The organism is Arthrobacter sp. TE12231 (assembly GCF_054062895.1).
This window is the reverse complement of the sequence record NZ_JBSSFS010000001.1, coordinates 1,693,708-1,715,364: the sequence shown is the minus strand read 5'-3', so window position 1 is coordinate 1,715,364 and position 21,657 is coordinate 1,693,708. Positions and strand designations below refer to the sequence as shown.

The window sequence follows — 21,657 nt, the reverse complement described above, 5'->3', positions numbered from 1 at the left end:
TGATGGGAGCCCTGCGGGCAGTCCTTGCCATCGCGGCCAAAGACATCGTGACGTGGGTGCGCACACCCTCGGCAATCGCGGTCAGCCTGCTGCCGCCGATCGCCTTCTTGCTGATCATCTTCGTCGTGGCGGGGGCAACCGGCCGCAATCCGGTGGCAGTGGTGGCCGAGGACACCGGCCCGCAGGCTCAGCGCCTGGTCTCGATCCTCAATGACTCCGACGCGTTCCGCGTCCAAGCCGCAACTCCGGATGAGGCGGCGCATTTGCTCGATACCCTTCAGGTGGCCGCCGTGATCACCATCCCAGCCTCCTTCGACGACGACTACCGGATGCACCGGCCGGACCCGGTACAGATCCGGATCAACAATCTGAACCTGGACTTCACCAACGACCTCCGGCGATCGCTGCCGACGGCGATCACGCGCTTTTACGCGGGCGAGCCGGACAACCCCGTCATGGTCGGCGTCGCCGAGTCGGATCTGAGGCCGCATGACGTTGACCTCGTACAGTTCGAACTGGTGCCCATCCTCGTGCTGCTGCTGACGCTCATGGGTGTCGTCAACGGCGGGCTGGCCACCGCCCGGGAATTCGAGGACCTGACCATCAAGGCGCTGCTGCTTGCACCGATCGGCCGTGGGGCCCTGATCGCCGGGAAGATCCTAGGGTGCTGGGTGACCACCATGCTGGTGGCAGCGCTGGTGCTGGTCCTGTCGGCGGTCTCGGGCTTCCTGCGGCCGGCGGGCTGGTACTGGCTGCCGGCGCTGGCCGTGATCGGGCTGATCGCACTCGCGGCGGCCGGGGTCGGGGCCGCCCTTGGAGCCACCTTCCGCCGGTTTGCCCCGGTATCGGCGGCCGGGATCAACGTGGCGATCTACCTCTTCTTCCTAAGCGGCGGAATCAGCGTCGCGGCATTCCTGCCCGGCTGGATTCAGACCATAGCGCACTTCACGCCCACGTTTTATGGGGTGGATGCGCTGGAGGCCGCGATCTTCTACCAGTCGACCGACAACCTTGGCAGGGACATGGCGGTGCTGCTGCTGACGGCCGCAGGCGGCCTGGTCTTGGGCATCATGTCACTCCGCCGGCGGCTTGAGGCCTCATAGGGCCGCACCGGAGGAAGGCTTGGTCCCGAACGTCGGGGACAGGAACCTCGGTACTCGAGATCACTCCCCCAGGGGCACCACCATCACAGGAACGCCGGAGAACTCCAGAACACGCAGGGTGTGGCTGCCGATGTAGCGGGTTGCACTGCCGGGACGATCCACCAACGCCACTACGATCAGGGCCGCCTTGGCTTCGCGGGCCTCGGCCAGGATTTCGGCCGCAACCCGGCCAGAGCGACGGCTAAGAGACACCGGCACTCCTGCCGCCGCCCCCAGCGCGGCCACATGGCGGAGCGCGGCCTCGGCTGCCAGATCCGCATGTCTGGCCAAGACGGCTGGGTCGATGGCACCGGGATGTCTATCAAGCGCCCCCGGGTCCCTGACCGTCACGACCCGCAGGCTCGCGCCCAACCGGCGCGCATACTCGACGGCCACTTCCGCTGCCCGGAAAGCTGCCCGGGAGTCATTGACTGCCACCAAGATCACATCGCTCATCGGGTCCCCCTCGTGTCGGGATCCTGCGCCAGGATTGCTGAGTTTCCTGTGGTTCCCGTGTTTCCTGAGTTCCGGTCAGCCGCCCAGCGCAGGCGCAGGCTCTCTTCAAGTTCCTGCGCGTCAAGCTGCCGCCGGATGCTCTGCAGTTCGTCTTCCAGTCTGGGAATCCAGCGGTTTTCAACCGCCCGCTGCCGGGTCCGGGTCGCCGCGAGTTCGGCAGCCAGCAGCAGTTCCGCACGCTGCACCGCGGCGTAGCGCACCCCGGCCTCGAGAGCCCTGCGATGAACGGCGGCCGCGTAGGACAAGGCCGAGCTTCCCCCCGCGTGTGGCGCCGCCGGGAGCCGGCACTCGGGGTCCTCCGGATACAGCACACCCATGGCGCTTCCCCACGGCACGCTGACCCAGGCGGGCTCCAGCGGAGCCGCTGCCTCAACCCGCCTGCTGCCGTCCAGGGCGGCAGCCCGACGCAGCCAGAGCGCCGCTTCCTTGGCCAACTCCTCCCACTCCGCCCGGCTCAGTTCCATGCGAAGTTGGAACCGTTCCAGCTCGTCCGCCAGGATGTGCTGCTTCCGGTCCAGCAGGCGCGCGCCGTGGCGGGCTGTCATCAGCCGGCGCTCCACCCGGACCTTGCCTGCCCGGCCCGTGCTGGTCATGGCCGGCCTTCCCGATGGGGAAGATACCGTTCCAGGAGCGCGGTCGAAACCATGGTCAGCTCCTGTTCCGGCAGCGCACCCAGCGCCGCCCATGCCCTGCCCAGGGTGTCGTCCAGGGACCTGATTTCGTCGCGCCCCTGGTTGAAGAGGCCCGTTTCCACCAATTCCCGGTAGTGGATGTAGCTGCGGTCGGTTTCGCTCAGCGCCGCCGCACCCACTAGTTCCGCCAGTTCCGCCGCCTGCCGCGCGCGCGCCATGGCAGCAAGAACCTGGGCGGCCACGTCAAGGTGGTCCTCGCGGGTCCGGTCTTTGCCCGCGCCGCTGCGCATGAGGCGGGACAGCGAGGACAGGACGTCCACCGGCGGGTATATGCCGCGTGCCGCAATGTCGGGCGCAAGGACAATCTGCCCCTCCGTGATGTAGCCGGTCAGGTCCGGTACCGGATGGGTGATGTCGCCGGCCGGCATCGTCAGCACCGGAACGATGGTGACGGAACCATCGTGGTCCTTGACCCGCCCGCACCGCTCGTAGAGGGTGGCGAGATCGCTATAGAGGTAACCGGGGTAGCCCCGCCGGGCCGGGATCTCCCGCCGCGCCGCAGACACTTCCCGGACCGCTTCGGCATAACTGGTCATGTCCGACATGATCACCAGAACGTCGTGGCCCTCGGTGTAGGCGAGTTGTTCGGCAATCGTCAGCGCGATCCGCGGCGTGAGGATCCGTTCAATGACGGGATCGTCGGCAGCGTTGAGCAGGAGCACCAACTCCTTCCCGGCGGAGCGTTCTTCAAGACGGTCACGCACATACGCGATATCCGCGTGCGTCAGCCCCATGGCGGCGAACACCACCCGGAATGAGTGGCCGCCTGACGTCGCCTGTGCCGCGATCTGAGTCGCCAGCGTCAGGTGTGGCAGACCCGGAACGGAGAAGATGGGGAGTTTCTGTCCCCTGACCAGCGTGGTCAAGGCGTCGATGACCGAGATGCCGGTCAGGACCGGTTCCTGCGGGGGCCGCCGGTAGACCGGGTTCAGCGGCCAACCGCTGACCGGCAGGCTTGCCGTGCCCGTCACGGGCGGTCCGCCGTCGAGCGGTTCCCCACGTCCATTGCAAACTCTGCCGAGCCACTCCGTTCCCACCTGGACGTGAAGGGGACGGCCCTCGAAGCGGATCCGGATTCCTCCCAGCGACATGCCGTCGGTGCTTTCGAGGACCTGCAACGTCGCGAGGTCCTGGTCCACTTCGAGGACGAGGCCATGGCGCCGCTCGCCGCCGTCCATGTCGATGGTGGCAAATTCATCCCAGCCAACGCCGTCAACCGCGCCCGCAATGAGCAGCGGCCCGCGGAGCTCCCGCACATCTCCGTAGGAGATCTGCGCGGCGAAGCCTGCCGACAACGGCACGGACCCGGCACCGCCGGATGCCGAGGCTGTTGCGTCATTCATTGCAGGGCCTCCAATGCCTTGAGCACCTCGCCGCCGAGGGCTTGGACAGCTGCCGCGTCCGACGGACCCGTTTCCTCACGGGCGCGAAGCACCCGACCGAGATCGGCTTGTTCGATCGTGGTGGCTGCCACGCCCCCTTCCACAAGTCTCTGGCAGGAATCAACGACGTCGAGCACAAGATCCAGCAGAGCGGCGCCCTTGTCCGCCGAACAGAAACCATCGTTGACGCTGAGCGCGTTCTGCATCAGCACGCCATCGCGCAGCAGGCGCCCGCCGAGCAGCACCATCCGTTCGTGGCCCGGCAGCGACGACGTCCCGATGATCTCCGCCAGTTCGGCCAATCGGTCTGACTCCGCCAGCAGGGCGGCGGCCCGGGCCCGGCGCTCGGCCCAGCCCGGATCCCCGTTGGCCGCATGCCAGCTGCCGAGTGCTTCCGCGTCGCGGGCGAACGAGCCTGTCCAGCTCACCGCCGGATAATGCCGGGAATAGGCGAGGTCCCTGTCCAGCGTCCACAGGGAGCGGACGAAGCGCTGGGAGTCCGTGGTTACGGGTTCCGTCATGTCGCCGCCGGGCGGCGAAACGGCCCCGATCACAGTGACGGAGGCAGTCATCCCTCCCAGCGTTGTCACGCGGCCGGCCCGCTCGTAGAAGGAGGCAAGTTCGGATGCAAGATTCGCCGGGTAGCCCTCTTCGGCAGGAAGGTCGCCGTTGCGGTTGGCGAATTCACGCAGAGCTTCGGCCCACCGGGAGGTCGAGTCCGCGATTACGACGACGTCGTACCCCATGTCCCGGTAGTACTCGGCGACCGTGATCCCGGTGAAGATGCTCGCCTCTCGCGCCATCATCGGCATGTTGGAAGTGTTGGCGATAATGACGGTGCGTTCGATCAGCTTCCCGCCGGTCCGCCCGTCCTCGAGCTGGGAGAGCCCGTCAAGGACATCAGCCATCTCGTTTCCCCGTTCCCCGCAGCCCACATAGACAATCACGTCGGCGTCGCTCCACTTGGCGATTTGCTGCAGCAGCAGTGTCTTCCCTGTACCGAAGCCGCCCGGCACCGCTGCCGCGGCCCCGCGCGCCACCGGAAATATCAGATCCAGGACCCGCTGGCCGGTATGCAGTGGCACCGTGCCGGAGTCCCTGGACTGGAAAGGACGCGGCCGGCGCACGGGACAGCGTTCGGCCAGCGCCACCTCGCGGCCGCCGATCACGGCCACAGTGTCGAGGACGTGGACCCGACTCTCCTGGGCCAGCCAGCTAAGCTCGCCGGACACACCCGCCGGCACCAGGACCCGGTGTTCCATCGCCCCGGAATTGGGGACCGTGCCCAGGACTTGGCCGGCAGAGACAGTGGTGCCGGGCACCGCCGCCGGTTGAAAGGTCCAATCGCGGGCCAAAACCGCGGGGTCTTCCGCGGATCCGGACCGCTCCGGGGTCAGCCACATCGGCGCAGACGACAACGGGCGCATCAGCCCGTCGAACACGTGTCCCAACAGTCCCGGCCCCAAGAGGCCCGCGAGTTCATCACCCGTGGGGACGGCAACATCGCCGGCTTTCAAGCCGCCGGTATATTCATAGGCCTGCAGGGTTGCCCGGTTCCCTGCAATGGCGACAGCTTCGGCGCTGATGCGCCGGGGACCGACGGCGATCAACTCCAGCATGGACAGTCCTTCCACCCCCTCGATCTCCACCAGAGGTCCGCTGACACGCACCACGGTGCCGACCCGCCGGGACGTTACGGGGTCCACAGCTCACGCGCCGCGGGCATGGCGTCCAGGGTCATCTCGGCCAGTACAGGCAGCGAAAGGTCCAGGCGGCGCGGACCGGCCTCGGCGAAGACGCCGCCCTCGAGGCTCTCTGACACGAGGGCATCAGGGCCCAGCAGTTGCCGGCACAGTCCCGCCAGCCGTGCCACCAGTTCCGGGTAGCGCGGGTCTGACGTGAGTCCGGCCGCAGCCTCCCGCACCTGGCGGTGCAGTTCCAGCCGTAGGGAACTGCGCTGTGCCAGGACCAGCTCGTGGGCCTGGCGGCGGGCCCGCGCTGAGCGCAGTGCGGCCTCGGAGCGGGCCGCGTCTTCGCCCTCCTTCACTGCTGCGGCGAGGATCGCCGCCGCTTCGGCCCGTGCAGCATCCAGCAGGGCACCGGCTTGCCGGCTTGCCTCGTCTTTGAGCTCAGCGGCCTGCTGTTCGGCCGCCGAGCGCAGTGCCCGCCGCACCGGCTCCAATGTGGCGTCTGCTTCCGGTGACAGCCCGCTCATGAGGGAAGCACCACGGTCATAGGCGAGCGGGGATCGGTCAGGGCCGGCTCCAGCGCGCGTGCAGAACGGGGCGTGAGGATGACGATGGCCGTGTCCGGGGGCAGTGCGGTCCACGCGCGGCGGATTTCCTCATCCGTGGAACCGGTGAAGATGACGACGCCGGCGAGCCGGAAACCGTCCAGCAACGCCGGTTCACCAATCGCGGCAATGGTTCCTGGCATCGTTCCAGCTCTCCGCGCTCATGCCTTGCCGATAAGGATGATGGCGATGATGAGGCCATAGATGGCGATTCCTTCCGCGAGCCCGACAACAACCATGGCCCGGCCGAAGATTTCCGGGCGTTCACTCATTGCGGCCAGTGCCGCCGATCCGGTGTAGGCCACGGCAAATGCCGCCCCGATCGATGAGCCGGCCACGGCGATGGCCGCAGCGATCAGGGCCGATCCGCCGGCGCCCGTAGTCGTGTCAGCGGCCGCAGCGGCAAGGGCAGGCACCTGGCCTGTTGCGGCAGCCGGGCCTGCACTTAACGCGCCGGCCAGAAGGGCCAGGGCCCCTCCCATCACGGCGACGTTGAGCGCCGCCAGCACCTTGAATGCCGATTTTCGCCAGCGTTTGACGAGGAGGACGGCGCCTGTTGCGGCGATAACGAAGACAGGGATGGCGCCGAACCAGAGGTTCACGGTGATTGCCTTTCAGCCGGTGTGCCGGACGGGAGGACCGAAGCGGTGGCGTCCGGATCCCCGGCGGTGGAGGTCAGTTCCGGCGACCACGGCCTGAACGGGCGCCCCTCGGCCTGGAAGACGCGGGAAAAGAGTTCGTAGTATTCGAGGCGCAGGGCCTGGATTCCCGCCACCAGCGCTTCAAGTGCGAACGTCACGGCATTTCCGACGACGAACACCAGGATGGCGGCGGCAGCGCGCCAATCCGGTCCCCACAACGCCGTCGTCCCGTTCCAGACCACCGTCAACAACGCTGCGTGCGTCAACCCGAAAGCAGCGAGTCGGGCAAAGGAGACCAGGTTCGATCCCAGACGGATCACAGTGTCCACAAGCTCGACGAATGCCTGGAAGACGGCGGTGGCCCCGCCCCCGGCTTCTACGAAGAGTCCGATGTAGATGAAGATGAGTGCGCCGAGACCGATGACCGCCGCGGCAGCCGTCAGGGACCCGGTGCCCGTCGCGAGTCCCCAGACGAGGAGCCCCAGAGCAAGGAATAGAAGGGAGCCGGCGACGCCCGAGCGGGCGTACAGGGCGTAGGCCCAGCCGCCCTCCCTGACACGGTTGATGGTGCCGACGGCGTAGGAGCCGGCAAGCAGCAACGCTCCCACCCACAGGCCGGCGATCAGGAACTGCACCGGGTCCTCCAGGGGTTGCAGCCACAGGACCGGCACCAGGCCGGTGGGACCAAAGGCCTCCCCGTACAGCGCGCCGAAGAACATCGCGGCCAACCCGGCCGCGCTCACGAACGGCCAGGTCTTGTGCAGTTTGGCCAGTCTTTTGCTCCGGCCCGTGCGGAGGAAGAGTCCCATGCCCAGCAGGATCGCGCCGTGTCCCACATCGCCGAACATCATCCCGAACATCAGCACGTAGGCCACGCCGGCGGCCCATGTGGGATCCAGATCCGCGTAGGGAACGGTTCCATAGGTATCGACGAGTGTCCGGGACACTCCGCTGCGCGCCTGTCCGCCAAGCAGCGTGGGTGGCTGGATCCACTTCGGCCGCGGCAGCGGGACAACGGCGGCCCCGAGCGGGGCAAGCCTGGCCGTCAGTGCGGGAATTTCGCGCCGTGGTGCCCAGCCCGCCAGCGCCGCGGCAGGCCCGGAGACGATGGCGGCGGCCACCGCCTTGTCCAGTTCCTCGGCGCCGCGGCCAGGCGCGTAGGGCAGGTCAAGTTCGACGACGGCGCTGCGGGCCACTTCTGCGAGCATGCGCCGGCGATCCTGCTCGGGGACCACGAGGGCCACCCGTTCCATCCGGACGGGAGCCAGAGATTCACGCCGCGGCATCGAGCACCTCGCTTGACCCCGCGCCGGAGGCAGCCGCCGCCAGGGCCGCCCGGACACGCCAGGCATCCATGGCCAGAACCGCGATGGCGCCCAGTACAACGTCCGGCCCGGGCATCGAACCCCGGAGTAGACGGAATCCATCGTTCTCCGCCGCGGCATACGCCCGGGCCTCAGCACGCCAGAGGTCCTTTGGGGACGCAACGCCAAGCACCACGCCCTGAAGAGAGTGTGGAAGGGCGGCGGTGAACCCTTCGATGTCGCTAGCGGTTTCCCAGGAACTGCCAAGGACTGGACGCAACAGGTGCAGAACCTGCGCGGCGGGAGCGGCGCCGTCGACCAGCACGATCCTGGCGGCCACGAGTACACACGCCGCGCCGCACCACGGCCGCGCCGCGGCTGCCGAGGCGGCCAGCCTTCGCGCCCATGCGACGGTCAGCGCATCCCGCATCGGGCCCGGCCCGGCGGTGCCGACGTCACCCCAGGCGCTGGCGCGCACGATGGCGGCGAGTTCTTCGGCCGAGCCCGCCGTCCGCAGCCTGGGCCACGCGGTGGCGAGCGCCCCAAGAGCGTAGAACTCCGGGGTGGGTCCTCCGCCGGCAAGGTGATGCGCTAGGGCCGCAATGTTTTCGATTTCATAAATCCCGGCAGCAGTCCGCGCGAGCGCCGTGCCCGACGCCGGAAGCCAGCCCGCCAGCACCCTCAGTTGCCACAGGACGGTTTCCTGGACGGCCCGTTCAGCGGCCGCGAGCCCGCGGGCCCCGGCCAGTCGTTGCCCGTAGCTCGATTCCCGCAGGAGGGCCACGGCACTGTCCAGCGTCGGCTGGGTGGCCATCGCCCGGCTGGCCCCGGCACCGGCGCGCCGCTGCGCCATGGACCGGGCACGCACAGAGGCCGCGACCCAGTCGGCTTTCATGACTGCTCGGCGCTCTGTGGAGCCAGCAGGTTGTCGATGACCTCTCCGACGACGGCGGGAATGCGCGCCAGGCCGGTCTTTTCCAGTGTTGCAGCCTCTTGGCGTGCCTGTTCCAGCAGCTGCGCGTCCCGCTCCGATGCATCCTGTTCGATCCGGACGGCGGCCCTGACGCGTGCCGCCTCGGCGTCAAGCCGGGCCCGGGCCACGATTGCTGCCGCTTCGGCGCGGGCCCGGGCCACCTCTCCTTCCGCGCTCAGGCGTGCCTCCGCAACGAGCGACTCGCATGCTGCTACGTCGCCGGCGAGTGCAGCGAACACTGGTGCCAGTTCTGCAGCCCGCCCCTGGTCGTCTGCAGCCGGCACCCCGGCCGGCCCGGCAGCTCCCGGGGTACCTACAGGCCTGAAACGGTCCAGAATACTCAATCGCGCCATCTCGTCTCCCGGGAATTCCTCAGGGCCGCCTTCCGGGTCCGCAGAGCCACATTCCTGAGCGGGTCCTCACATCATCCCTTGGCTCCTGGCGCGAAGGCAGAGACCAAAGACCCCATGGTCGTCCGCCCTCATTGCGGCCGACGACCCGGATGTCCAACCGTCCCGACGCGTTCGCTAAGGATGCTGCGCAGGAGCCGGAACCCCTCGCCCAGGGACAGGTCCGGCAGGTAGGCGCGCGTGAGGGCATTGGCGATGCCGGGCAGGGCTGCCGAGTCCGGATAGACCATGTAGAGAGGGACATAGCGGGGGTGAAACTTGCTCTTGAAAGCCAGGAGGGACCGGAATCCGTAGACGGGTTCAAGGGCGGATCCCAGACGATCCAAGAGCCGGTCGAGGCCGGCGGTCGCAGGCGGACGCTCCGGCGTCCCGTCCGGGTGGAGGGTGGGCGACACCCGGGCCAGGGGCGCCCCGGAGAGGCTGATGAATTCGCAGTTCTCATCCTTGAGGCTCGTTGCTGCGGAGGCTATGAGGAACTCGATAGCCGGCCGGAAGCCGGTGCTGCGCCTCCTCATGAAATCAAGGGTCCAGCCGACGATCCGTCCGTTGCGGTAGACCGGAAGCCAGGAGGTGACCGCGTGGACCTGTTGGTGGGCGTCAATGGCGAGCAGGCAGCGAACTTCAGGGTCGTTGAGTTCGTCGAGCCCGCCAAGGGTGAACCCCATTTCGGGCATTTTACGGTCCGCGACCCATTCTTCTGAGATGGCCAGGATCTGGGTCTGGATGCCCAGGCCGGCCGTGGGATAGCGAACCCATTCTGCATGGATTCCGGCCTTGGCCGCGTTGTTCAAGGCCGTGCGTATGTCCTGGAATCTCTTCCCTTTGAACGACAGGGTGTCCAGGGGCAGGACGGTTTCCTGGGCGACCTGGACGGAATCCCAGCCGAGGCCGGATGCGGCATCCCGGACCTCCGCAGTAACGGAGTAAAAGCAGGGCGTCCACCCATTGGACCTGCAGTAGCCGTAAAACTCCTCCACTACCGCCGGGATCAGGTTCTTGGGTCCAACGGGCCCGCCGGCCGTCAGGGCGATTCCGGCGATGACGCGGTAAGCGATGAAGCTCTGACCCGTGCGGGAGAACCAGTAGGCGTTCCCGGTCCACGTCGTCATCCAGGATATGGAACTGCCTTCCTGTGATGTGAGGATCGCCAACGCTTTGTCTTTGTCATCGCCGTGCCGGGGGTGTGTCGGACGGACGAAGGATTTAAGGACCAGGACGCCCGTGATGGCCCAGAAGACAATGCCCACTCCCTCGTAGAGCAGAACTGCCAAGGTGCTCTCCGGGAAGAAGGCGGGCGGAACGTCCACCGTGAAGCCCAGCGGCAGGAACCTGTCGGGGACGTCGGCCACCAGATCGGCGAGTCCGGGGACGGGGGTGAAATCCGCTGCGAGGACCAGCCCGGCCGCGACATAGATAACGCCCAGGACGCCGGCCAGGGCCAGGACCTGCAGGGCGAGCCGGGTGTAGGTCCCGGGCGGTGCGGCGACAGGAAACAACCTCCGGCAGGCCAAGACCACACCGAAAATCATGACGGGGACGAGAAGCGGGACCACAAGTGCCAGCGGTTGGGTGCTGTGGCCCGGCTGGCTCGCATCCACCAGTTCCCCGGCAACCGTGTCCGGGCCTGCCGCCAGGAGCACCCCCACCAACGTAATGAGCGCCAGCAGTGATAGCGCGGCCTGGACCACCAGCACACCGGCCCAGGCGAAGCGCCGTCCGCGTCGGAGGCCCTCAGAAAGCAGCAGCAGAAGAAAGGACGGAACAATCGCCATGAAGATTGCGCCCGCCCCTGCCCTCAGTTGCAGGTGCGCGGCCTCACAGTCCCGGTGCTGGGCCGGGACTGCGCAGACGTTCTGCAATGTCTGGGGGTCCACGGGCCGGATGTCCGTGAAGAGGAAGCGCAAGACCGAGAGCGGCCCGACAGCGTGCGGGGCCAGGCCCGCAACCACGGGCCCGACGGCCGAGACTGCCACGAGGAGAGCTACGAGGATCCTCCCCTCATGCCGTGAACTCACCGGGCGCACCAGCCGGGGGCGGCGGCCCAGAAGGATCGGGCCCAGGAGCGCGCCGGCAGCACCGGCTCCAAGTCGCGCCAGATCGGCGAACCCCCCGTTGTAGAGGGCGAGAAGAATCAGGAGCCCAAAGAGCCCCAGACGGATCCGCCGCCTCCACAAGGTGCCCATGGAAGCCGTGGCGGCCATGGCGGTCCCGCAGATGAAAGCGCTCGGGCCAAGAAAAAACGTTCCGCCGACTTCCCGGGCCCAGTTCCCCGTAAGGGCACGGGTGCCCGCCCAAAATCCTGCGGCCGCCACGAGCCCCGCAATCTGGGTCACAACGGCCGCCAGCGCGAATTTCCTGCTGCCCAGCTGCCGTTCCAACGGTATGCAGGCCAACAGCACCAGCACCGTTCCCACCACATAGCCGAGCAGATCCCGGGCCCAGAACGCGGCGGTCAAAGGCGTCCACCAATGATTCGGCAGCGACTGCGCCGTGGCCGCCACATCGGCCCTCCAGCGCAGTGCAGGGCCGGAGACAATACTCGAGGTCAGGAGACCCATGATCCAGAAGACGGCGACGAACGCCACCGTGACGGGAGCCCCCCGCAACACCGAGAGCAGCCATCGCACCGGCCTGCGGCGATGCAACCGCCGGTGCCCGGCGAGGGGCGGCGATTCTGGCACTGGGAATCCTTTCAGGATTTCGGGACACTCAAGGCAGGCCCATCCTGTCGCTTCCATTTGACCACTTACGTCCGAGCCCGCAAAGGCTGTTCCGCTGATCGCCCATCGACGGCGGCCCGGGGCCGGAACGATGGTAGCACCCCTCAAATTCCCAGCTTCGCCTACGGCTGGCGTGCTATAAAAGCCCGTGAAGGCGCCTGCATTCCCGTGCGGAGCAGCGTGCAGCCTTGGGCGGACCGCCGGGCGCAACCCCAATCGCGGACAGGAGGAAACACGATGGAGCAGCTCCTCAATGTCAGCGTCATCAATGAGCCGTTGCTCTATTCCTTCTATGCCCTGTCCGCCCTGGCGGTCCTCTTCCTGCTCCTGCGCGCCGGGCTCCTGCCGCGCCGGATCGGCCGGCCGCGGCCGTCAGCCGGAGAGGCCAGCGATCCGGCGTCGCACGCATCACAATTGCCCGGACGGCGGAGGTGGCTCGTCACGGCGGCCGTCGCCGTGGCTGCCGGCGCCCTGACCGGAGCCCTGACTCTGTTTGTCTGCGAAAGGGTGCTGAACGTCTTCGGCCTGCCACTGGACACGGACACCCGCGTCTGGGTGATCTTCGCGTTCGCAGGGCTCGGCCTGGCTGTCGTTAACCTGTGGCGGTCCTGCTGGTGGCGGAAGGCGGTTGCCGTGCTCGCCAGTGTGCTGTTCATCACGACGGCGGCGCTCGGGATCAACGCCGGCTATGGACTGAACCCGACATTGGGAGCCATGTTGGGCATCAGCCAGACGACGCATCTTGCCCTGCCCAAACTCAACCCGGCACACCAGCCAGTCACCGGGTCCGCATTGTGGCAAGAATGGAAGCCCCCTGCGGGGATGCCGACTGTCGGACGAAGCGGAACAGTCACGATTCCGGCTGACGCCTCAGGATTCCAAGCCCGTGACGCCACCCTCTACCTCCCGCCCGCTGCCCTGGTGGACAATCCGCCGGATCTACCGATCGTCATCATGATGATGGGCCAGCCGGGCGGCCCCGAACAGAGCAAAACGGCCATCGAGGAGCTCGACACCCTGGCCCAGCAACACCAGGGGCTGGCCCCGCTATTCCTCACGGTGGATCAGCTGGGGAGTCCCTACAAGAATCCTGTCTGCGTTGACTCCGCCAAGGGCAACGTTTACACCTATGTCACTACCGACGTCGTCAACTACATCCGTAAGAACCTCAACGTGGCGACGGACCGGACCCAGTGGGCCGTGGCCGGATACTCCAACGGCGGGGAATGCGCGCTCTCGTTCGCGGCCAAGCGACCGGAGCTCTTCGGCTCGCTGCTGGACATCTCCGGAGAGCTGGAGCCCGTGGACGGCACCGCGGCGAATACCGTGAAAACCATTTTCGGCGGCAGCCAGGCCGCATTCGATGCGGAGAAGCCCGTAACGATCCTCAAAGCCCACACGTACACCGATTTGCTCGCCATCTTCACCAACGGCGCCATTGACCCGCAATACGGGCCCCAGAGCGCGAAGGCCGCGGCAGAGGCGAAGGCCGCCGGCATGACAACGCACCGGTTCGTCGGGCCCGGCATCGGACATCGCGGGGACGCTGTGAGCTACGGCCTCAAAACCGGGCTGCCGCTGCTCTTCCAGAGATTCGGCCTCGCCCCGTCATGAGTGCCTCCACCGCTTTCGGTTCGCAGGGCTTCTTGACCTAGCTTGCCGGGCCACCGACCGCCCGGCGCCGCCCGCCCCTCCCCTGACCTTTATGCAGTCCCACCTCCTGATTGGAACCCCATGCCTGTGCCAATTCTGGCCGCCCAAGACCTCACCAAGACCTACGGGCGCGGGCCCGACCGTTTCGACGCCCTCAAAGGCGTCTCCCTGGAGATCGACCGCGGCGATTCCGTGGCGATCGTGGGTAAGAGCGGCTCCGGCAAATCAACGCTGATGCACATCCTCGCACTCCTGGACACCCCCGGCGGCGGGCAGGTCCACGTCGACGGGACTGACGCGAAGACCCTGAGCGGGCGGAGGCTCAGCGCGCTGCGGAACACGATGTTCGGCTTCGTCTTCCAGCAGTTCTTCCTCAACCCGGGTTCCAGCGTGCTGGAGAACGTCGTCCTCCCCCTCAAGATTGCCGGCGTCGGCAGCCGGGAGCGGCGCGCCCGCGGGATGGCCGTCCTGGAACAGCTCGAACTGGCCGACAAGGCCCGCAACAAGGCCGGCAACCTCTCCGGCGGCCAGAAACAGCGGGTCGTGATCGCCCGTGCCCTGATCAATAGTCCCCAGGTCCTGTTCGCGGACGAGCCCACCGGGAACCTGGACACGGCCACCGGGCGCATCGTCGAGGACATCCTGTTCGACCTCAATTCCAACCACGGCATCACCCTGATCACCGTCACCCACGACCACGACCTTGCCGCCCGCTTCAACCGCCGTCTCTATATCCGTGACGGCCTGCTGATCAACACCGACGAGGAGCACGCGGCATGAACCCGCTCGAAATCCTGAAGACCGCCATGGCGAACAGCTTCCGCAGCAAGTTGCGCACGCTGCTGACCATCCTGGCGATCTTCGTCGGAGCGTTCACCCTGACCATTACCAACGGTCTTGGCACCGGCATCTCCAATTACATCGACAGCCAGATCGCCGCCGTCGGCTCCAGCAATTCCTTCACGGTCGCCAAAACTGACACGAGCGGCAATCCCGCCTCGGGACCGAAAAAATACGACGCCACTACGAAAGTCCTTGCGGCCGGCGGCAGGCCGGGTTCAACCCAGCTGGCCCTGGGCCAGGCCGATCTGGACGCGATCGGCGCCATCCCTGGTATCACAGGCGTCACCCCGGTGACCCGGCTCAGCCCGGACTTCATCCAATGGAACGACCACGACAAGTACCAGCTGTCGGTCAGCCCCCTTGCCGGGGCGCAGCCGCAGCTCGCGGCGGGCGCTCCCCTGGACGATTCCGCAGCCCAGCCGCAGCTGATCCTTCCCGCCAGCTACGTGGCCCCGCTTGGCTTTGCCGACAATAACCAGGCCGTCGGTCAGGACGCCACGATCGGCATCACCGACGCGACCGGAATCATGCACTCCATCACCGCCCGGATCACCGGCGTTGAACAGAGCGCACTGCTCGGCGGCGGCGGCGCTTTCATCAACAAGTCCCTCTCAACGGCCCTCGCCGATGCCCAGGGAACCGGCGCGCCTGCCGCATCAAAGTCCGTCTGGGCGAACGTGACAGCCAGTTTCGCACCGTCCTCCGCCGCCCAGGTCAACGACATGAAGGGCAAGCTCGCCGCAGCCGGCTACACCGCCCAGACCCTCGATGACCGGATCGGCACGGTCAAAACCGTCATCAACGGGATCATCGGCGTCCTGGACGCCTTCGCCGTCATCGCCCTGGTGGCCGCAGGCTTCGGGATCGTGAACACCCTGCTGATGTCCGTGCAGGAACGCACCCGGGAAATCGGCCTCATGAAAGCCATGGGCATGGGCAGCGGATCCGTCTTCGCGCTCTTCAGCACCGAAGCGGCATTCATCGGCTTCCTCGGAAGCGCCATCGGCTCCGCCGCCGCAATCGGGCTCGGCACCGCGGTGAGCGGCGCCCTGGCCCGCGGGCCCCTCAGCGATCTGGAGGGCCTCCACATCCTCGCCTTCGCTCCCGGCTCCGTTGCCGGCGTCATCCTCCTGGTCATGGTCATCGCCTTCATCGCCGGAACCCTCCCGGCGTGGCGGGCAGCGCGGCAAAACCCGATCGACGCCCTCCGCTACGAATAAGGCCCGCCAGGGCCTCGCTGCAGCCGGCCGCAGGCCTCTTCCGCGGCCGGCCCGCGAGGCTTAGACTCGATTGGCTTGACGAAACAGGGAGAAGTTCGGCATGAGGCTCGTCGTCGATCTCACTAAATGCCAGGGTTACGCGCAGTGTGCCTTCCTCGCCCCGGACGTCTTCACGATCCAGGGGGACGAGGCACTCACGTACGACCCGGCCCCTGACGAGGTGCAGCGAACACGGATCCGGCGGGCTGCGGCCGCCTGTCCCGTACAGGCCATCCGGCTCGACCAGCTTGAGGAGCCGGCGAGTTCGCAACCTCCGACAGAATCCCCGGGTGCGGCAGCCGCTAGCGGAGGCAACGGGGGCAGCTTCAAACGATCCGGAAGGATCGTCGTCGTGGGCGCGTCACTGACCGGCCTGCGCGCAGCGGAACGGCTGCGCGAGGAGGGGTTCACAGGTTCGCTGACCCTGATCGGCGAGGAAACACACGAGCCGTATGACCGGCCGCCGCTGTCGAAACAGGTCCTGGCCGGTGCGGTACGGTCCGAAGACACGTCGCTGCCACGCCGCCGGGCACTCGACGTCGACTGGCGTCTGGGCGTCGCCGCCACAGGACTGGATCTGGCCGCACGACAGGTGCAGCTCGCCGACGGTAGCCGGATCGGGTTCGACAAGCTGTTGATCGCCACCGGGGTGCGGGCCCGGTCCTGGCCCAACGCAGCGGAGGCGGCGCTGGCAGGAGTCCTGACCTTGCGGACCCGGGAGGATGCGGCCACGCTTCGGAAGCTCCTGGCCGGCCGCCCTCGTCGGGTCTTGGTCATTGGCGCCGGGTTCATCGGTTGCGAAGTCGCTTCGGTGTGCCGCGAACTCGGCCTGTCGGTCACTGTGGCGGAGGCGGGTCCGGCACCGCTCGGCGCGGCGCTCGGCGGTGTCATCGGCGCAATCGCCGGAGAGCTGCAGGAAGAGAACGGCGTGGATCTGCGCTGCGGCGTCAGGGTGGTTTCGCTCGAAGGCGACGCGACCGGACAGCTGTGCCGCGCCCACCTGTCCGATGGCACAGCACTGGACGTGGACGTGGCCGTCACCGCGCTCGGGGCCGTCCGTAACGCCGAATGGCTCGCCGGTTCCGGCTTGGCCAGCGGCCCGTGGGGCGTCGCGTGCGACGCCGGCTGCCGCGCTTTCGACGTCAACGGGCTGGTCACCGACGATGTCTTCGTCGCCGGTGACGCATCCCGCGCCCCGCAGCCGATGTTCGGCTACCAGTTCCTCGCCGTCGAGCACTGGGGCAACGCAATCTCCCAGGCCGAAGTTGCAGCACACAATATGGTCAGCGGCGAGACCGAACGCTGGCCGCACCTTGCCGTGCCGAAATTCTGGTCCGTCCAGTTCGGCACCGAAATCAAGAGCGTGGGCGTGCCTTCGGTTGCGGACGAGGTCGCCATCGTACAGGGATCGGTCGCGTTGCGGCGGTTCCTGGCCGTCTACGGCTACAAGGGACGCATCGTGGCTGCGGTGGCCTTCAACCAGAACAAATGGCTGGAATTCTACGAACCGCTGATCGAGCAGGCGGCGCCTTTCCCGCCCACGTTCCGCCACGTTGACGAGCCGGCCGAAGCCCGGCCGGTGCCCGCCGGATTCCCGGCCGCCGCCAACCCCACCCAGGACGCGACCGTCGTCGTAACCGGCCACTATCCCAATGAGCGACGCGCCAGGCTGACTGACCGCCGCGTCCCGTAGAGCGCCGCCCAGGAGACCGGCAGCCACCGGCCCCACGACCCAAGGAGCCTTCGCCATGTCCCAGCCCAGCACATGGGAGCAGATCCTCGACTACTCCAACCGGGCCAACCCCTACCCCTTCTACGAAGAGCTCCGCAAGACCCCGGTGACACGGCTTCCGGACGGAAGCTACCTCGTGAGCACCTACGCGGAGATTGCCGCCCTGCTGCACGATCCGCGGGTCAGTTCCGACATTGAGCGCAACCCGGCGGCCGCTGCGATGCGCGCCGCCGCCGGTGAGGACGGGGAAGGGGACGGGCCGGGCATGACGCCAACGTTCCTCAGCATGGATCCTCCGGATCACGACAAGTTCCGGCGGATCACCATGCGACATTTCGGACCACCCACGACGCCGGGCAGGGTGGCGGGGATGGAGGCGCGGATGACGGAAATTGTGACTGACCTCATCGACAACATGGCGGCCCGCAGCCGGATCGACGTCGTCGATGACCTGGCGTATCCGCTGCCCGTCACGGTGATCTGCGAACTTCTGGGAGTGCCCCCGGGGGATGAACAGCGCTTCCGGGTCTGGGTGGACGTTGCCCTGCAATCGACGGATCCCGGCCTGGATCCCGAAACACAGCAAAAGAAACGGATTGAGGCCGGCAAGGAACTGCGCGCGTTCATGGAAGAGCTGGTCGACGCCCACCGGCGCGCTCCGGGGAATGACTTGCTGTCGGCGATGGTCACCGATGACGGCCCGGAAGGCCGCATGCCGGACGAACAACTGGTGGGCACCGGGCTTCTCCTGCTCATCGCGGGACATGAAACCACCGTGAACCTCATCTCCAACGGCGCACTGACGTTGCTGCGCCACCCGGCCGAGCTCCAGAGGTTGCGTGATGATCCCGGCATGGCCATCCCGATGGTCGAGGAGCTGCTTCGCTACGAGCCGCCCGTACATTTCGTCCCGTTCAGAACGGCCCTCGATGACATCGACATCGCCGGCACCACCATCCCGGCCGGCGATTCCCTCACCCTGGTCCTGGCCGCGGGCAACCGGGACCCCGCCCACGTGGCTGATCCCGGCCTCTTCATCCCGGACCGGCACAACAACCAACACCTCGGCTTTGGCGGCGGCGTTCATCTCTGCTTCGGGGCGCCCCTGGCCCGGCTGGAAGCGCAAATCGCCCTCACCGCCTTCGCCACCAGGCTGGAGAGCCCGCGCCTGGTCTCCGACCCGCCCCCGTACCGGCCGAGTCCGTTCCTGCGCGGCCCGTCCCACCTCCCGGTGGACATCGACGGCGTCCTCGCCCCTGACGGGCCCGCCGGCGACGGCACGGTCCGGTAGGGCCGGCTGACCCGGCTTTGGCTGCGGCCCCGCGTCGGTGTTGCAGAATCGAGAATTCTCTTGATCCAGCCCAAAATCGCCGTCGTCGGCGCCGGCATCATGGGACGCACTCGTGCCCGCCGCTGGACCGAAGCCGGCTACCCGGTGGTCTTCGGCGTCCGCACCCCCGACGACGCCAACCTCGCCGACTTCGCCAACGGCATCGGCGCTGCCCGCGACACCATCAACGACGCGATCGCCTCCTCAGACGTCGTCCTGCTGGCCATCAACGGCGCCGCCATGGAACACGCCGTACGGGCAATGGCCGCCGCGCTTGACCACAAGATGGTCATTGACGCCACCAACAACACCGGCGGCACGGCCATGAGCAGCATCGCGCTGATCAGCGACCACGCACCGGACGCCCGCGTCTACCGGGCCTCGTCGATGACTTCGCCAAGCTCTGGTTCGCTCTGGCATTCGGACAGGGCCCAGGCCGCGGCGTAAGATTTAAGATCCTCACCAGGGATATCGGGAACTAGGCCGCCGACCGCGTCACACCGCCGAGGAAAGCGCTTCAGCGCGTGATAGCCAGGGGCTGCATGGGAATCACGCACGACACCCGCTCCGGCAGGACATCCCTTGAGGCCGCCACGCGGTTGTTCCTGCCGGTGTCATCGCACCAGTCAATGTTGTAAGGCACGGCGGTGACCACCGCATCTCCGGCCACCGCCCGAAGAGGTACGACAAATGTGTAGGAGAACCCGCCGGCGTCGTTCATTTCCGTTGTAGCTTTGACCACTTCCGCACCCGAGGCATCGGTCACGGTCACCTGGATTCGTGCGTTCAAACCGTAGCGGGGATTGCAGTCGGCGTCCGGCGCCGCCACGGTGACTTTGTCCCCCGGCGTGGCTTCCGCGGGGGTCAGCGAATAGGCGGGCGGGAAACACGGCGGCTCCCCGCCTGCCGCCGAAGAGCAACCCGAAATCGGGGCAAGCAGCAACAGGGCACCCATCAGCGCAGCGGTCGTGAACCGCCGGCCACGGTACTTCAGAGAGAATGCCATCCGGTCATTCTCGGCGGAACAACAGCCCGGGGACACGGTTGTGCCGGATTCGTGCCCTGATCGTTGCCGAAGCCTGCCACGAATGAATGAGCCGGTTACCGCGCCCGAGGGAAGGTCCGGCTGTGGCGGTTCTCTGACACGGGAGGATCGAAACTGGTGTCTTCCAGGGTCGCTCCGTCGTGGAGCCAGCGACGGTTGTTGTAGAAGCTGATGGCCCTGTCGTTGCTCTTCGCCACCCAGAGAACTGCCCGCTCATAGCCGAGTTCGATCAACTGCTGTTCGGCGGCTGCAAACAAGGCGGACCCTGCGCCCTGCGCCCACCAGTCCGGATGCACATTGATCGCGTGGAGCTGACCGGTGCCCGCTGCCGGGCCTCCGACGGCGGGACCGACAATGGCGAATCCCGTCACCTCATTGCCGTCTTGGACCACGAGGTGCATAGTCCCCTCGCGGGGCTCGCGAATATTGCGGCGCCACGCAGACGCCGCGCGTCCGACGTCGAGGCCATCAAGATACTGATCGGTCATGACGCCACGGTACGTGGCCCGCCATGCCGCAACGTGAATCTCTGCCAGCCGTGCGGCGTCGTCTTCGGTCGCGGCCCTGACGCTGATATCCGAAGTGGTCATGCTCGCGAATCTACCAACTGAGTTCACCGGTGCCGTGCGGCGCGCGGGAGGGACTCTCCCGCACGGAAAGAGGTTAGGATCGCAACGCCGGGATGCCTCTCGCCCGCTCGACCACGCACATTCAAGGAGCCTCCGTGAACCGCGCCCTTCTCGTCATCGACGTGCAGAACGAATACATCTCCGGAAACCTGCCGATCGGTTTCCCCGACCCGGAAGTGAGCCTGGCCAACATCGGCAAAGCCATCGACGCCGCTACGGAAGCAGGCATTCCTGTCATTGCGGTCCAGCAAACTGCGCCGGAAACATCGCCAATTTTCGCCCGCGGCAGCCACGGATTCGCCTTGCATCCCGTCGTCAGCAGCCGTAGCCATGACCACCTGATCGAAAAGACCCTTCCCTCCTGCTTCGCCGACACAGATCTCGCGGAATGGCTCGCTGAGCGTGACATCGACACGGTCGTGATCGCCGGATACATGACGCAGAACTGCGACGAATCAACCGCCCGGGACGCGGCACACCGTGGACTGAAGGTCGAGTTCCTCTCCGACGCCACAGGAACTCTAGCCATGTCCAACCACGCGGGATCACTGGGCGCCGAACAGCTGCACAGCGCCGTGCTCGTGGTTCTGCAGTCGCGCTTCGCCTCCGTCCTGACCACCGGTGAGTGGATCGACGCTGTTGAACACGGCACGTCCGTCCCGAAACCGGACATTTTCGCCAGCACTCAGGCAGGACGCGACGCAGCCGCAGAAGGCCGATTGATGTAGGTTCCTCTTGTCCCGACGACTGCTCGGGGCATGGAGGGGGACCATTGAAAGCACCGGACGCGAACCTGAATCAACCGAAGGCTCACAGGACGGACTCTGCGCTGCAGTACAGAACGCACCGCTCGGCGTCGGGCCGTCCCGTGGTGGCCACCGGCCGTGACGAGATCGCCAAGGCCTGGCAGGACGCCCGCACCTCCGGACTCCAGTCCTCCGACGGAACAGTGAAGAGTAAATGGAACCGCCCGATGATCGCCGTCGGGGCCTTCGCACTGCTTTGGGTGATGGCCGTCGCCCTGACATAGGGGCGCTGCCACCCCGGGCCGGCCGGTCCCGAGGGGGTCTGTCACTACCTGTATCAACAGCCA

At 67.1% G+C, this 21,657-nt stretch carries 22 protein-coding genes; 9 read left to right on the top strand and 13 right to left on the bottom strand.

What is annotated here, in order from left to right:
• The first annotated feature begins 2 nt into the window (after positions 1–2).
• Positions 3–1,103: an ABC transporter permease gene (locus ACVWYS_RS07785; RefSeq protein ID WP_456508929.1), complete on the top strand. Its 1,101-nt coding sequence runs from the start codon at positions 3–5 to the stop codon at positions 1,101–1,103.
• A 60-nt stretch (positions 1,104–1,163) separates the two neighbouring features.
• Here the strand turns inward: ACVWYS_RS07785 and ACVWYS_RS07780 are convergent, their stop codons facing one another.
• The 11 genes from ACVWYS_RS07780 to ACVWYS_RS07730 form a co-directional block, all read right to left on the bottom strand.
• Positions 1,164–1,598, bottom strand: coding sequence for a universal stress protein (locus ACVWYS_RS07780; RefSeq protein ID WP_456508928.1), 435 nt, complete (start codon positions 1,596–1,598; stop codon positions 1,164–1,166).
• Positions 1,595–2,251, bottom strand: a complete 657-nt coding sequence (locus ACVWYS_RS07775) for a V-type ATP synthase subunit D (protein ID WP_456508927.1) — start codon at positions 2,249–2,251, stop codon at positions 1,595–1,597. Before ACVWYS_RS07775 ends, ACVWYS_RS07780 begins: the two co-directional genes overlap by 4 nt.
• A complete protein-coding gene (locus ACVWYS_RS07770; protein WP_456508926.1) occupies positions 2,248–3,693 on the bottom strand; it encodes a V-type ATP synthase subunit B in 1,446 nt (481 codons plus the stop codon). The genes ACVWYS_RS07775 and ACVWYS_RS07770 overlap by 4 nt, the downstream gene beginning before the upstream one ends.
• The gene (locus ACVWYS_RS07765; protein ID WP_456508925.1) at positions 3,690–5,438 is read right to left on the bottom strand and encodes a V-type ATP synthase subunit A; all 1,749 of its coding nucleotides are present in this window, start codon (positions 5,436–5,438) and stop codon (positions 3,690–3,692) included. The genes ACVWYS_RS07770 and ACVWYS_RS07765 overlap by 4 nt, the downstream gene beginning before the upstream one ends.
• Entirely contained in the window at positions 5,426–5,947 is a 522-nt protein-coding gene (locus tag ACVWYS_RS07760) for a hypothetical protein (protein ID WP_456508924.1), read from the bottom strand. Before ACVWYS_RS07760 ends, ACVWYS_RS07765 begins: the two co-directional genes overlap by 13 nt.
• Entirely contained in the window at positions 5,944–6,168 is a 225-nt protein-coding gene (locus tag ACVWYS_RS07755; protein WP_344367593.1) for a V-type ATP synthase subunit F, read from the bottom strand. Before ACVWYS_RS07755 ends, ACVWYS_RS07760 begins: the two co-directional genes overlap by 4 nt.
• An 18-nt stretch (positions 6,169–6,186) precedes the next feature.
• Positions 6,187–6,627 (bottom strand): ATP synthase subunit C, encoded by a 441-nt coding sequence (locus ACVWYS_RS07750; protein ID WP_456508923.1) that lies wholly within the window; start codon positions 6,625–6,627, stop codon positions 6,187–6,189.
• Positions 6,624–7,874, bottom strand: coding sequence for a V-type ATPase 116kDa subunit family protein (locus tag ACVWYS_RS07745; RefSeq protein WP_456509577.1), 1,251 nt, complete (start codon positions 7,872–7,874; stop codon positions 6,624–6,626). Before ACVWYS_RS07745 ends, ACVWYS_RS07750 begins: the two co-directional genes overlap by 4 nt.
• 64 nt (positions 7,875–7,938) lie before the next feature.
• Positions 7,939–8,865 carry a hypothetical protein gene (locus ACVWYS_RS07740; RefSeq protein WP_456508921.1) on the bottom strand — a complete coding sequence of 309 codons (927 nt, stop codon included), beginning with the start codon at positions 8,863–8,865 and terminating at the stop codon, positions 7,939–7,941.
• Positions 8,862–9,182, bottom strand: coding sequence for a hypothetical protein (locus tag ACVWYS_RS07735; RefSeq protein WP_344367589.1), 321 nt, complete (start codon positions 9,180–9,182; stop codon positions 8,862–8,864). The genes ACVWYS_RS07740 and ACVWYS_RS07735 overlap by 4 nt, the downstream gene beginning before the upstream one ends.
• Positions 9,183–9,424: 242 nt before the next feature.
• Complete coding sequence (locus ACVWYS_RS07730) at positions 9,425–12,034, bottom strand: bifunctional lysylphosphatidylglycerol flippase/synthetase MprF (RefSeq protein WP_456508920.1); 2,610 nt, start codon at positions 12,032–12,034, stop codon at positions 9,425–9,427.
• A gap of 276 nt (positions 12,035–12,310) precedes the next feature.
• Between ACVWYS_RS07730 and ACVWYS_RS07725 the strand changes: the two genes are divergently transcribed.
• The 6 genes from ACVWYS_RS07725 to ACVWYS_RS07700 all read left to right on the top strand — a co-directional run bounded on the left by ACVWYS_RS07725 (position 12,311) and on the right by ACVWYS_RS07700 (position 19,337).
• Positions 12,311–13,687, top strand: a complete 1,377-nt coding sequence (locus tag ACVWYS_RS07725) for an alpha/beta hydrolase (protein WP_456509576.1) — start codon at positions 12,311–12,313, stop codon at positions 13,685–13,687.
• A gap of 120 nt (positions 13,688–13,807) precedes the next feature.
• A complete protein-coding gene (locus ACVWYS_RS07720; protein WP_456508918.1) occupies positions 13,808–14,506 on the top strand; it encodes an ABC transporter ATP-binding protein in 699 nt (232 codons plus the stop codon).
• A complete protein-coding gene (locus tag ACVWYS_RS07715; protein ID WP_456508917.1) occupies positions 14,503–15,789 on the top strand; it encodes an ABC transporter permease in 1,287 nt (428 codons plus the stop codon). Before ACVWYS_RS07720 ends, ACVWYS_RS07715 begins: the two co-directional genes overlap by 4 nt.
• Positions 15,790–15,889: 100 nt before the next feature.
• On the top strand, positions 15,890–17,521 hold the full coding sequence (locus ACVWYS_RS07710) for an FAD-dependent oxidoreductase (protein WP_456508916.1): 1,632 nt from the start codon (positions 15,890–15,892) through the stop codon (positions 17,519–17,521).
• A gap of 55 nt (positions 17,522–17,576) precedes the next feature.
• Positions 17,577–18,851: a cytochrome P450 gene (locus ACVWYS_RS07705; protein WP_456509575.1), complete on the top strand. Its 1,275-nt coding sequence runs from the start codon at positions 17,577–17,579 to the stop codon at positions 18,849–18,851.
• A 60-nt stretch (positions 18,852–18,911) separates the two neighbouring features.
• A complete protein-coding gene (locus tag ACVWYS_RS07700; RefSeq protein ID WP_456508914.1) occupies positions 18,912–19,337 on the top strand; it encodes an NAD(P)-binding domain-containing protein in 426 nt (141 codons plus the stop codon).
• 70 nt (positions 19,338–19,407) lie between these two features.
• Here the strand turns inward: ACVWYS_RS07700 and ACVWYS_RS07695 are convergent, their stop codons facing one another.
• Positions 19,408–19,896: a hypothetical protein gene (locus ACVWYS_RS07695; RefSeq protein WP_456508913.1), complete on the bottom strand. Its 489-nt coding sequence runs from the start codon at positions 19,894–19,896 to the stop codon at positions 19,408–19,410.
• Positions 19,897–19,991: 95 nt separating this feature from the next.
• Positions 19,992–20,525, bottom strand: coding sequence for an N-acetyltransferase family protein (locus ACVWYS_RS07690; protein WP_456508912.1), 534 nt, complete (start codon positions 20,523–20,525; stop codon positions 19,992–19,994).
• 134 nt (positions 20,526–20,659) lie between these two features.
• On the opposite strand from ACVWYS_RS07690, the gene ACVWYS_RS07685 reads away from it, so the two are divergent.
• On the top strand, positions 20,660–21,292 hold the full coding sequence (locus tag ACVWYS_RS07685) for a cysteine hydrolase family protein (RefSeq protein WP_456509574.1): 633 nt from the start codon (positions 20,660–20,662) through the stop codon (positions 21,290–21,292).
• Positions 21,293–21,336: 44 nt separating this feature from the next.
• Complete coding sequence (locus ACVWYS_RS07680; protein ID WP_456508910.1) at positions 21,337–21,594, top strand: hypothetical protein; 258 nt, start codon at positions 21,337–21,339, stop codon at positions 21,592–21,594.
• Positions 21,595–21,657: the final 63 nt, after the last annotated feature.